General features: G+C 71.2%; 8 protein-coding genes. 7 read left to right on the top strand and 1 reads right to left on the bottom strand.

Annotated elements, in window-relative coordinates; genetic code table 11:
- The first annotated feature begins 199 nt into the window (after positions 1-199).
- Positions 200-988, top strand: coding sequence for a pyridoxine 5'-phosphate synthase (gene pdxJ / locus BDK63_RS15080; RefSeq protein ID WP_183333421.1), 789 nt, complete (start codon positions 200-202; stop codon positions 986-988).
- 3 nt (positions 989-991) lie between these two features.
- Positions 992-1369, top strand: coding sequence for a holo-ACP synthase (gene acpS / locus BDK63_RS15075; RefSeq protein ID WP_183333419.1), 378 nt, complete (start codon positions 992-994; stop codon positions 1367-1369).
- Here the strand turns inward: acpS and BDK63_RS15070 are convergent.
- Positions 1309-4026 (bottom strand): ATP-binding protein, encoded by a 2718-nt coding sequence (locus BDK63_RS15070; protein WP_183333417.1) that lies wholly within the window; start codon positions 4024-4026, stop codon positions 1309-1311. The two genes, acpS and BDK63_RS15070, sit on opposite strands and share 61 nt — an antisense overlap.
- 116 nt (positions 4027-4142) lie before the next feature.
- Between BDK63_RS15070 and cysM the strand changes: the two genes are divergently transcribed.
- Genes cysM through ppc form a run of 5 tightly spaced genes read left to right on the top strand, consistent with a single transcriptional unit; the run spans position 4143 to position 12305 of the window.
- Positions 4143-5039 (top strand): cysteine synthase CysM, encoded by an 897-nt coding sequence (gene cysM, locus BDK63_RS15065; RefSeq protein ID WP_183333415.1) that lies wholly within the window; start codon positions 4143-4145, stop codon positions 5037-5039.
- A gap of 1 nt (position 5040) precedes the next feature.
- Positions 5041-6489, top strand: a complete 1449-nt coding sequence (locus tag BDK63_RS15060; RefSeq protein ID WP_183333413.1) for a TRAM domain-containing protein — start codon at positions 5041-5043, stop codon at positions 6487-6489.
- Entirely contained in the window at positions 6482-8758 is a 2277-nt protein-coding gene (relA, locus tag BDK63_RS15055) for a GTP diphosphokinase (RefSeq protein WP_183333411.1), read from the top strand. The genes BDK63_RS15060 and relA overlap by 8 nt, the downstream gene beginning before the upstream one ends.
- Complete coding sequence (gene mazG, locus BDK63_RS15050) at positions 8755-9660, top strand: nucleoside triphosphate pyrophosphohydrolase (protein WP_183333409.1); 906 nt, start codon at positions 8755-8757, stop codon at positions 9658-9660. Before relA ends, mazG begins: the two co-directional genes overlap by 4 nt.
- On the top strand, positions 9657-12305 hold the full coding sequence (ppc, locus tag BDK63_RS15045; protein WP_183333407.1) for a phosphoenolpyruvate carboxylase: 2649 nt from the start codon (positions 9657-9659) through the stop codon (positions 12303-12305). Before mazG ends, ppc begins: the two co-directional genes overlap by 4 nt.
- Positions 12306-12485 lie beyond the last annotated feature (180 nt).

Genomic DNA, 12485 nt, shown 5'->3' with positions numbered 1-12485 from the left:
CAGCAATCAGCGCCTCATACACAGGCCGGATATATGGCAGCAACCTGTACCTGCATCGATGAACGGAGCCTTGCAAGCCGGGAGGAGACCATATATGGGTTCACAGCGCCTCCTCGCAGGTCTGCCGCCGGATCAGCCCCGTGACCACGGCTATCATGCGTGACGTCCTGCTGACTATTCGACACTCCTGGAGCTTCTCATGCATCCCCCCCGACTCCTGCTCGGCGTCAACATCGACCATATCGCCACCCTGCGCCAGGCGCGCGGTACCCGCTATCCGGATCCCGTCCAGGCCGCGCTGCTCGCCGAGGAGGCGGGTGCCGACGGCATCACCGTGCACCTGCGCGAGGATCGCCGCCATATCCAGGAGCGCGATGTCCGGCTGCTGGCCGAGGTGCTCAATACCCGCATGAACCTCGAGATGGCGGTCACCGAGGAGATGATCGCCCTGGCCGAGGCGGTGCGCCCGGCCCATGTCTGCCTGGTGCCGGAGAAGCGCGAGGAGCTGACCACCGAGGGCGGGCTGGACGTGGTGAGCGGCTTCGAGGCCATCCAGGTCGCCTGCCAGCGCCTCGCCGAGGCCGGCTGCGAGGTGTCGCTGTTCATCGACCCCGTGCCCGAGCAGATCGAGGCCGCGGCGGAGGCCGGGGCCGCGGTGGTCGAGCTGCACACCGGCGCCTATGCCGAGGCCACCGGCGAGGCGGCGGCCAGGGAACATGCCCGTCTCGCCGCCGCGGCCGAGATGGCGCTGGAGCTGGGGCTCACCGTGAATGCCGGCCATGGCCTGAACTACCACAACGTCGAGGCCATCGCGGCCATCCCCGGCCTCCACGAGCTGAATATCGGCCACGCGATCATCGCGCGGGCGCTGTTCGTGGGGCTCAAGGAGGCCGTGGCCGAGATGAAGCGCCTGGCCATCGCCGGCCAGGAGGCGGGGTTCGTGGCGGCGCTGGAAGCCCATGATCACGACCATGATCACCCGCACTGAGCCATGATCCTCGGCATCGGCACCGACATCGCGCGGGTGGCACGTTTCGAGCGCGCCATGGAGCGCCATGGCGAGCGCTTCGCCCTGCGCCTGCTGGGGGAGGTGGAGCTTGATCGCTTCCGCGACCATCCGGCCCCGGCCGCCTTCCTGGCCAAGCGCTTCGCCGCCAAGGAGGCCTTCGTCAAGGCGCTGGGGACCGGGCTGCGCCGCGGCATGCGCTGGACCGAGATCCAGGTCGTCAACGATGCCCTGGGCCGCCCGTCACTGGTGATCGCCGGCAAGGCCCACGAACTGGCCATGGCCGCGGGGGTGCGGGCGGTTCACCTGTCGATCTCCGACGAGGAGGCGCTGGCGATCGCCTTCGTGGTGCTGGAGGGCTGAGTCTCCTCCTGCGTGGCCCAGTCCCGCAGGGCGGCCATGGCCGCGAAGAGGTCATCGAGCAGCGGCAGGACGGCCTGGCGCCCCCGCGAGCGCAGGCGGGTCTCCAGGGTCTCGGCGATCAGTCCCAGGCGCGGGGCGCCGCAGTAGCGGCAGGCGCCGTTGAGGGCATGGATGGCGTCGAGCAACGCCGTGTCCTCCCGGGCCTCCAGGGCCGCCCGGATCGCCGCCTCGCTCTCCGGCAGCGAGGCGGCGAGCCGCGTCAGCAGCTCCCTCGCCAGCCCCTCGCGGCCGCCGGCCAGCCGTGTCCCCAGCGCCATGTCCACCGTCGGCAGTTCGTCCTCCTCCCGGGCCTCCTCGGGCGCCTCCCCCCCGTCCGGCGGGGGGAGGAGCCCCGGCCCCAGGTGATGGGCCAGCAGGGTGGCCAGGTCGTCGCCGTCCACCGGCTTGACCAGCACCTCGTCCAGCCCGCTGGCCCGGAGTCGGCGGCGCTCCTCCTCGAGCACATGGGCGGTAACGGCGACGATCGGGGTCCGGGCCCAGATGTCGTCCAGTCGCCGCAGGGCCCGGGTCGTCTCGATGCCGTCCATGCCGGGCATGCGGATGTCCATCAGCACCAGGTCATAGTGCTGCCCGCGGGCGACCCCCAGGGCCTCCTCGCCGCTGGCCGCCAGGTCGACCTCGATCCCCGGCCGCTGGATCAGCTCGCGCAGCAGCAGGCGGTTCGACTCGGTGTCATCCACGGCCAGCAGCCTCACCGGCGTCGGGGTGGCGGGCTCGGCGGCTTCCGACGTCGGGGTCAGGGTGGCCGGCCCCAGCCATTGCCGAACGGCCTGGACCAGGGTCGTGCGCGACAGGGGCTTGCTGAGGATCTCGCCCCCATGGGGCAGGCTCAGGGTCGGCAGGTCCAGCGGGCTGGCATTGACCAGCAGCAGGGCAGGGCAGCCCAGGTCGTCCAGGCGCTGCTGCCAGGCCTGCATCTCCGCCGGCGCCAGGGGCGCGGCGGGCAGGCTGGCCACCAGCAGCGCCGGCCCGCGGCCCGGGGCGTTGTCCAGCGGGCCGTCCACGGGCTGGGCCCCCCAGCGGCCGAACAGGTGGCGCAGGGCGCGGTGGGTGGCCGGATGGGGCTCCTCGATCAGCACCCGCTCGCTGGCCAGGCAGAGCTCCGGCCGACGCTCCTCCTCGCTGCCCTCCAGCGGCAGGGTGAAGGCGAAGGTGCTGCCGCTGCCGGGGGTGCTCTCCACGCCGATCTCGCCGCCCATCTGCTCGACCAGCTGGCGACAGATGGTCAGCCCCAGCCCGGTGCCGCCGAACTCGCGCGAGTGGCTGGGCTCGGCCTGCTGGAAGGCATGGAAGAGGCGGCGCTGCCGCTCCGACGAGAGGCCGATGCCGGTGTCGGTGACGCTGACCCTCAGGGTGACCCGGCCGGGTTCGGCCTGGTCGACCATCACCCGCACGATCACCTCGCCATGCTCGGTGAACTTGACCGCGTTGTTGACCAGGTTGGTGAGTATCTGGCGGATCCTCAACGGGTCCCCGGTCAGCGAGGCGGGGACATCGTCATAGACCAGCCCGAGCAGCTGCAGCTCCTTCTGGTGGGCCTGGGGCGCCTGGAGGCCCAGCACCTCGTCCACCAGGGCCACCATGTCCACGGGACGGCGCTCCAGCTCCAGGCGGCCGGCCTCCAGCTTGGAGAAGTCCAGCACGTCGTTGACCAGCATCAGCAGGTTGTTGCAGGCGCGCTGGACGTGGTCCAGCCATTCCCGCTGGCGCGGATCCAGGGAGGAGCGGCCCAGCAGCCGGCAGAAGCCGACGATGCCATTGAGCGGCGTGCGGATCTCGTGGCTCATGTTGGCGAGGAACTCCGACTTGACGCGGTTGGCCTCCACGGCCCGCCGATGGGCCATGTCGAGATCGATGTTCTGGACCTCGATGGTCTCCATGGACTCCTGGAGCTCGGCGGTGGCCTGTTCGACCTGACGCTGCATCTCGATGCGGACCTGGGCCAGGTGGTTCGCCACCGCATTGACCCGCTCGGTCAGGCCGGCCAGCTCGGGCGGCGAGGGGGGCAGGGCAGCCGGGGTGTCGCCGCGGGCCAGCCGGGCCAGCGCCGCATCGGCATCGGCCAGGGGCCGACGCAGGCGCCTCAGGGTGGCATTGGCCACCAGCAGCAGGCCGAATCCCGCCACCGCCAGCAGGACCCCGGCGATCCCCATCCGGCGGTAGTGGGCCAGCAGCAGGGAGCCGGCATCCACGTCCAGCACCAGCCAGGCGGGCTGGTTGCCGGGCAGCGGCGCCTGCAGCCGCCAGCGGGTGCCGTCGCTCTCCAGGTGGGTCGCCGCGTCGCGGGGGGCCGGCGGCAGGGCGCGCAGGTGGCCCAGCTCGAGGCGCGTGTCCCCCCGGTCATCCAGCAGCCCCAGGGCATGCACCTCGTCGAGGCGCAGCAGTCGTGTGGCAACGTCCTCGAGGCGAGCGACATCCCCGGCCTGCAGCGCCTCGCCGAGGGGAGGCGCCAGCAGCGCGGCGGCGTCCGTCAGCCGCTCCCGAAGCAGCGCCTCATGGGTGGCCTTCTGCTGGGCGAGGGAGGCGGCGAGGGTGCCGGCCAGCAGCAGCAGCGGCAGCACCAGGATGGTCAGCATCAGGCGAATCTTGAGTGACATCGGCGGGCTCTTCGGCGTCGGTTCGGCCACAGTATGACACAGCGGGCGAGGATGCCTGTCCACCCCGGTTCGGCACGGATATAATGGAGAAAAGACGTTTCCACAAGGAAGGTTGCATGCATTTCCCCACTATCGAGGAGGTCGTCGGCAATACGCCGCTGGTCCGCCTCAAGCGCATCGCCGCCGGCCGCAACAACGTGCTGCTGGCCAAGCTCGAGGGCAACAACCCCGCCGGATCGGTGAAGGACCGCCCGGCCCTCTCCATGCTCGAGCAGGCCGAGGCCCGCGGCGAGATTCGCCCCGGGGACACCCTGGTCGAGGCGACCTCAGGCAATACCGGCATCGCCCTGGCCATGGCCGCCGCCATCAAGGGCTACCGGATGGTGCTGATCATGCCCGAGAACGCCTCCGAGGAGCGCAAGCAGGCCATGGCCGCCTTCGGTGCCGAGCTGATCACCGTGAGCAAGAGCGGCGGCATGGAGGAGGCCCGCGACGTGGCCGAGGCGATGCTGGCCCGCGGCGAGGGCAAGCGCCTTGACCAGTTCGCCAACCCCGACAACCCCCTGGCCCACTACCGCGGCACCGGCCCGGAGATCTGGGAGCAGACCGGCGGCCGGGTGACCCATTTCATCAGTTCCATGGGCACCACCGGCACCATCATGGGGGTCTCGAAGGCGCTCAAGGAGCGCAACCCCGAGGTGCAGATCATCGGCCTGCAGCCCGAGGACGGGGCCAGCATCGCCGGGATCCGGCGCTGGCCGCAGGAGTACCTGCCGAGCATCTTCGATGCCTCCCGGGTCGACCGGGTGCTGGACATCGGCCAGCGCGAGGCGGAGGAGCACATGCGCCGCCTGGCCCGCGAGGAGGGCATCCTCGCCGGCGTCTCGTCGGGCGGCGCCCTGGCCGGCGCCCTGCGGGTGGCCGAGGAGGTCGAGAATGCGGTCATCGTCTTCATTGTCTGTGACCGCGGCGACCGCTACCTCTCCACCGGCCTGTTCGCCCCGGGAGCCTGATATGGCCATGCTGGGCAAGCGGCGCCCGCGGCGGGAGCGCTCAGGCGTCTCCGGCCTGCAGCGGCGCCAGGCAGCGCCGACCGGCGGCGCACCGGTGCCACCGGCCGGCGACGGCCTGGTCACCATCGAGCGGCTGGCTCACGACGGGCGTGGCCTGGCCCATGGGGCGGACGGCAAGGCGCTCTTCGTCGAGGGGGGACTGCCCGGCGAGCGGCTCGAGGTGGCGATCCACCGCCACCGCAAGCGCTTCGACGAGGGCCACGTGCGCGCGATCGTCGAGGCCGCGCCGGAGCGCGTGGTGCCGCCCTGCGAGCACTTCGGGCGCTGCGGCGGCTGCGACCTCCAGCACCTGTCCGTGGCGGCCCAGCGCCGCCACAAGGCCGAAGTGCTGGTCGACCTGCTCGCCAGGCAGGGCGTCGAGGCCCCCGGCGAGCCGCAGCGGCTGGCCGGTGCCGGCGAGGGCTACCGTCGCCGTGCGCGCCTCGGGGTCAAGGTCGACGCCGAGGGGCGGGTCCATCTGGGCTTTCGTGCCCGCCACACCCACCGCCTGGTGGACATCACCGACTGCACCATCCTGGTGCCGGAGCTCGACGCCCTGCTGGCGCCGCTGCACCAGCAGCTGGCAGCGCTCGAGGCGCCCCGACGGGTCGGCCACCTGGAGCTGCTCGCCAGCGACCAGGGGCGCGTGCTGGTGGTCCGCCAGCTCAAGGAGCACGAGTCCGACCGCCGGCGCTGGCAGGCCTTCGCCGCCCGGCACGACCTGCACCTGGCCCGCTGGCTGGGCCGCGAGTCGCCGTCGCTGACGTGGCTCACCCCGGCGCCGTCGCTGACCTGCCGGGTACCGGGCGCCGCCGGTGAGCTGACGCTCGGCTTCGCCCCCGGAGACTTCCTGCAGGCCAATGCCGAGGTCAACCGGATGATGATCGCCACGGCCCTCTCGTGGCTGGACGGGCTGGCGGGGTCGCCCCTGCTGGACCTCTTCGCCGGGGTCGGCAACTTCAGCCTCCCGCTGGCCTCCGCCGGTGCCGCCGTGACGGCGGTGGAAGGCAGCCCGGCCATGGTCGAGCGGCTGGCGGCCAATGCCCGCGCCAATTCGCCGGCGCACGCCCTGCAGGTGGATGCTCGCCAGGCCGACCTGGGCCAGCCCCGGGCCGTGGCGTCGCTGCTGGCGGAGACCTCTCCGGCCACGGTGGTGCTGGACCCGCCCCGCGAGGGGGCCGAGGCGGCCTGCCGGGCGCTGGTCGCCTCGCCCGTCTCCCGTGTGCTGTACGTCTCCTGCGATCCGGCGACCCTGGCCCGGGATGCGGCACATCTTGTGCATGGCGGTTACCGGCTCGCGCGCATCGCCGTGGCCGACATGTTCGTGCATACGTCACACCTGGAATCGATGCTGCTGTTCGTGCACCCGCGGGCCGGGCAGCCGACGCAAGGAGCGTCACCCGATGGTTAAAGTCCGTGAGGACCAGCCCCTCACCGAGACGGGGCGTGTCGATATCGACCTGTGGATCGCGCGTCTGCAGGAGGACGTCAAGCTGCGCGACCCCGAGGCGCTGCGCGAGGCCTGTCGCCTGGCCGAGCGGCTGGAACGTGACGCCGACCGTCCCCACCGCAGCTGGCTGGCCGACGGCTCCAGCTTCCGCATGGGCCTGGAGATGGCCGACATCCTCGGCGAGCTGAGGCTCGACCAGGCCACCCTGGAGGCGGCGGTGCTCTACCGGGCCGTGCGCGAGGGATTGATCGAGCTTCCCGCGGTGGGCAAGCAGTTCGGCGAGGAGGTCGCCGCGCTGATCGACGGCGTGCTGCAGATGGCGGCGATCAGCGCCTCCCAGACCCCCAGCCACGAGATGGGCCAGCACGACCAGCAGGACAACCTGCGCAAGATGCTGGTGACCATGATCGACGACGTGCGCGTCGCCCTGATCAAGATCGCCGAGCGCACCTGCGCCCTGCGCCAGGTCAAGGACGCTCCCCGCGAGAAGCGCCTGCGCGTGGCCCGCGAGGTGTTCGACATCTATGCCCCACTGGCGCACCGGCTGGGCATCGGGCACCTCAAGTGGGAGCTGGAGGACCTCTCCTTCCGCTACCTGCATGAGGACGAGTACAAGGCGATCGCCCGCCAGCTGGCCGAGAAGCGCCTCGATCGCGACCGCTACATCGCCGAGGTCGTGGAGACCCTCAAGGGCCTGCTCGAGGCCCAGGGCATCACCCGCTACGACGTCGATGGCCGCGCCAAGCACATCTACTCGATCTGGCGGAAGATGAAGCGCAAGCGGATCGACTTCTCCCAGGTCCATGACATCCGCGCGGTGCGCATCCTGGTACCGGAGGTGGCCGACTGCTACACCATGCTGGGCCTGGTCCACTCGCGCTGGCACCACGTGCCCAACGAGTTCGACGACTACATCGCCAACCCCAAGAAGAACGGCTACCAGTCGCTGCACACCGCGGTGATCGGCCCCGAGAACAAGGTGCTGGAGATCCAGATCCGCACCTTCGCCATGCACGACGAGGCCGAGCTCGGCGTCTGTGCCCACTGGCGCTACAAGGGCCACGACACCAAGGCCAAGAGCACCAGCTACGAGGAGAAGATCGCCTGGCTGCGCCAGGTGCTCGAGTGGCAGGAGGAGGTCGGCGACTTCGGCGATATCCGCGAGGGGCTCTCGAGCGATGTCGCCCCGGACCGCATCTACGTCTTCACCCCGGACGGCCACGTCATCGACCTGCCCCGGGTCGCCACGCCCATCGACTTCGCCTACCGGGTTCACACCGAGGTGGGCCACCGCTGCCGCGGCGCCAAGGTCAACGGCCGCATCGTGCCGCTCACCTACAAGCTGCGCACCGGCCAGCAGGTGGAGATCCTCACCGCCAGCAAGGGCGGCCCCAGCCGCGACTGGCTCAACCCGAGCCTCGGCTATGTGCGCACCTCCCGCGCCCGGGCCAAGATCCAGGCCTGGTTCAAGCACCAGGCCCGCGACCAGAACGTCGAGGAGGGGCGCGCGCTGTTCGAGCGCGAGATGAAGCGGCTGGATGTGGAGGGCATGGACCTGGAGACCCTCGCCCGCAAGGTCAACTACACCGGCGCCGAGGACATGTATGCGGCGCTCGGGGCCGGCGACCTGCGCATCGGCCAGGTGCTGCACCAGGCCCAGCAGCTGTTCGGCGAGAGCGACGACCAGGAGCAGCTCGACCGGCTGCTGGCCAAGCCGCGGCGTGCCGCCGGCAAGGGGAGCGGGTCGGACATCACCGTGCTCGGGGTCGGCAACCTCAAGACCAGCATGGCCAACTGCTGCCACCCGGTGCCGGGTGAGCCCATCGTCGGCTTCATCACCCAGGGCCGCGGCGTGACCGTGCACCGCCAGGACTGCCCCAACATCCTGCAGCTGCGCCTCGACGAGCCCCAGCGGATCATCGAGGTGGAGTGGGGCGAGCGGGCCCGGACCCAGTACCCGGTGGACATCGAGGTCCAGGCCTGGGACCGCTCCGGCCTGCTGCGCGACGTCACCGGCGTGCTGGGCAACGAGAAGGTCAACGTGCTGGCGGTCAATACGCTCACCGATACCGACGACGGCATCGCCCGCATGGCGATCACCGTGGAGGTGGATGGTCTGGAGACCCTGGGGCGGCTCTTCTCGCGCATCCAGCAGCTCTCCAACGTCATCGAGGTGCGCCGGCTGCGCAGCGGCGGCAAGCCCGGCAAGCGCAGGGGGAAGGCCTCATGAGCCGCCGCCATGACCTCGCCGACCTGCTCGAGCTGATGGCGGTGCTGCGCGACCCCGGGCAGGGCTGCCCCTGGGACCTGAAGCAGGACTGGCACTCCATCGTGCCCCATACCCTCGAGGAGGCCTTCGAGGTGGCCGATGCCATCGAGCGGCGCGCCTGGGACGAGCTTCCCGGAGAGCTCGGTGACCTGCTCTTCCAGGTGGTCTACTACGCCCGGTTCGGCGAGGAGGAGGGCCGCTTCGACTTCCATGATGTCGTCGATACCCTCACCGCCAAGATGCTGCGCCGCCACCCCCACGTGTTTCCCGACGGCAGCCTGGCCTCGCGGCGCCCGCCGGGCGTCTCCGCCGAGGAGATCGAGAGCCGCCAGGTGCATTCGCGGTGGGAGAGCCTCAAGGCCGAGGAGCGTGCCGCCCGGGCTTCCGATGAGGCACCGCACTCGGTGCTGGACGATGTCCCGCGCACCCTGCCGGCGCTCTCCCGGGCGGCCAAACTCTCCAAGCGTGCCGCCCGGGTCGGCTTCGACTGGCCCGACGCCCGCGGCGTCATCGCCAAGATCCGCGAGGAGCTCGGGGAGGTCGAGCAGGCGCTGGCCGAGGGCGACCGGGACCACGCCGCCGAGGAGGTGGGCGACCTGCTGTTCGCCGTGACCAACCTGGCGCGCACCCTCAAGGCCGACCCCGAGCAGTGCCTGCGCGCCACCAACGCCAAGTTCGAGCGCCGCTTCCGCCACGTGGAGGCCGCGCTGGGCGCCGAGGGGGTCCCCCTTTACGAGGCGGGCCTCGAGGCCATGGAGCACCACTGGCAGGCCGCCAAGGGCCGTGAGCCCAGCCCTGCCGAATCCCCATCCACTTCCCGCTCCGCCGATGGCGGAGAGGCTGCCGGAGAGACGCGGTCATGAGCCACGACCTGCACGAATCGCTGCGCGACAACGTCCGCATCCTGGGCGACAGCCTGGGGCGCACCATCGCCGATGACCTGGGCCGCGGTTTCGTCGACAAGATCGAGACCATCCGCGGCCTGGCCAAGCGCGGCCGCCAGGGCGACGAGGCGAGCCAGCGCGAGCTGATCGACTACCTGCGTCGGCTGCCGGACCGCGACCTGCTGCCGGTGACCCGCGCCTTCAACCAGTTCCTCAACCTGGCCAACATCGCCGAGCAGCACTACCGGGCGCGCTTCCGCCGCGTCGAGGACTATCGGCCGGGGTCGCAGCCGGTCCTCTCGGAGCTGCTCGAGCGCGCCCGCCAGGCCGGCAATGCCCCGCGCAAGCTGGTCGAGACCCTGGCCGGGATGCGGGTCGAGCTGGTGCTGACCGCCCACCCCACCGAGGTCATCCGTCGCACCCTGATCCAGAAGTACGACGCCATCGACGACTGCCTGACCGCCATCGAGTCCTCCGCCGACTACCCGGAGCGTGGCCTGCGCGCCCAGGGTCGCCTGGAGGAGCTGATCAGCCAGGCCTGGCACACCGACGAGATCCGCCACGAGCGGCCCACCCCGGTGGACGAGGCCAAGTGGGGGTTCGCGGTGATCGAGAACTCCCTGTGGCAGGCGGTGCCCGACTTCCATCGCGACCTGGACAACCTGCTGCTGGAGACCGCCGGCGAGCGCCTGCCGCTGGATGCCGCGCCGATCCGCTTCGCCTCCTGGATGGGGGGCGATCGCGACGGCAACCCCAACGTCACCGCCCGGGTGACCCGCGAGGTGCTGCTGCTGGGCCGCTGGATGGCCGCCGACCTCTACCTGCGCGATCTCGAGCAGCTCAAGGCCGAGCTCTCCATGTGGAAGGCCAACAGCGCCCTCCGGGCCGAGGTGGGCGATGTGGCCGAGCCCTACCGGGAACTGGTCAAGCGCCTGCTGGCGCGGGTCGAGGCGACCCGCGACTGGGCCAAGGCGTGCCTCGAGGGGCGCAGCTTCGACGACGGCCCGATCATCGAGAGCCGTGACCAGCTCTACGCGCCGCTGCTGACCTGCTACCGCTCGCTGTGCGACGTGGGCCTGGACACTATCGCCAACGGGGCCCTGCTCGACACCCTGCGCCGGGTGGCGGTGTTCGGCGTGACCCTGACCAAGCTCGACCTGCGCCAGGAGGCGAGCCGCCACGCCCAGGTGATGGAGGAGCTCACCGACTGCCTGGGGCTCGGCCACTATCGCGACTGGAGCGAGGAGCAGCGCCAGCAGTTCCTGCTCGAGGAGCTCGCCTCGCGGCGCCCGCTGATCCCGCGCCGCTGGGAGTGCTCCACCGAGTCCCGCGAGGTGATCGACACCTTCCGGGTGATCGCCAGCGAGCAGCCCGAGGCGCTGGGCACCTACATCATCTCCATGGCCGGGGAGCCGTCCGACGTGCTGGCCGTGGCGCTGCTGATGAAGGAGGTGGGAGGCCGGGTCACCCTGCCCATCGCGCCGCTCTTCGAGACCCTCGACGACCTCAACCATGCCGGCGAGGTGATCGACCGGCTGCTGGCGCTGCCCGGCTACCGTGCGCTCACCGGGGATCGCCAGGAGGTGATGATCGGCTACTCCGACTCCGCCAAGGATGCCGGCCAGCTGGCCGCCGCCTGGGCGCAGTACCGGGCCCAGGAGACCCTGGTCGAGGTGTGCGACCGCCACGGCGTCGACCTGACGCTGTTCCACGGCCGCGGCGGCACCGTGGGGCGGGGCGGCGGCCCGGCCCATGCGGCCATCCTCTCCCAGCCGCCGGGGTCGGTGAACGGCAGCCTCAGGGTGACCGAGCAGGGCGAGATGATCCGCTTCAAGTTCGGCCAGCCGGAGATCGCGCTGCGCTCCATGGAGATCTACGCCTGCGCGGTACTCGAGGCGACCCTGCTGCCACCGCCGGCCCCGGAGCCCCACTGGCGCGAAGAGATGGACCGGCTGGCCGAGGTGGCCCACCGCGCCTATGTGGGCGTGGTGCGCGAGGATCCCGACTTCGTGCCCTACTTCCGCTCGGTGACGCCGGAGGGCTCGCTGGGGCGCCTGCCGCTGGGCTCGCGGCCCACCAAGCGGCGCCAGGACGGCGGCGTGGAGACCCTGCGCGCGATCCCCTGGATCTTCGCCTGGACCCAGATCCGCCTGATGCTGCCGGCCTGGCTGGGCAGCGGCGAGGCCTTCGCCACCCGCCTGGAGGGGCAGGGCGGCCTCGAGGTGCTGCAGGAGATGCGCGACAACTGGCCCTTCTTCGGCACCTACCTGGACATGCTGGAGATGCTGCTGGCCAAGGCCGACGTGGGCATCGCCGCCTACTACGAGCATCGCCTGGTGGACGAGCCGTCGCTCAAGGCGCTCGGCGAGCGGCTGCGGGGTCGCTTCTCCCGCCTGCACGAGGTGGTGCTGTCGATACTGCAGCAGCAGGAGCTGCTGGAGAACACGCCGCTGATCCGCCAGGCCATCGAGGTGCGCAATCCCTACATCGACCCGCTGCACGGCCTGCAGGCCGAGCTGCTGCAGCGCAACCGGGATGCCGACGGGGCGATCAGCGCCGACCTGTCACGGGCGTTGATGGTCACCATGGCGGGCATCGCCGCCGGGCTGCGTAATACCGGCTGACCCCGCCGGGCTTCGCCCACGGCTGCCGCCAGAGTTGTAGGAGGGAGCGGTCCGGCGTTCCGGCTTTGCCTCGCGACTGGCGCCGCAGGCGCCGCGGAGGTGTTGCAGATTTCTCTGGTGCCACCGGGAGGCCTTTGGCCTCCATTCGTCGAAGCGTCGAACCGCCGGGGGACCCGGCCT

The sequence above is a fragment of the Halomonas campaniensis genome, assembly GCF_014193375.1.
Lineage (GTDB): Bacteria > Pseudomonadota > Gammaproteobacteria > Pseudomonadales > Halomonadaceae > Halomonas > Halomonas campaniensis.
Note: the sequence above shows the minus strand (reverse complement) of the source record. Positions and strands in the feature narration are given on the sequence as shown.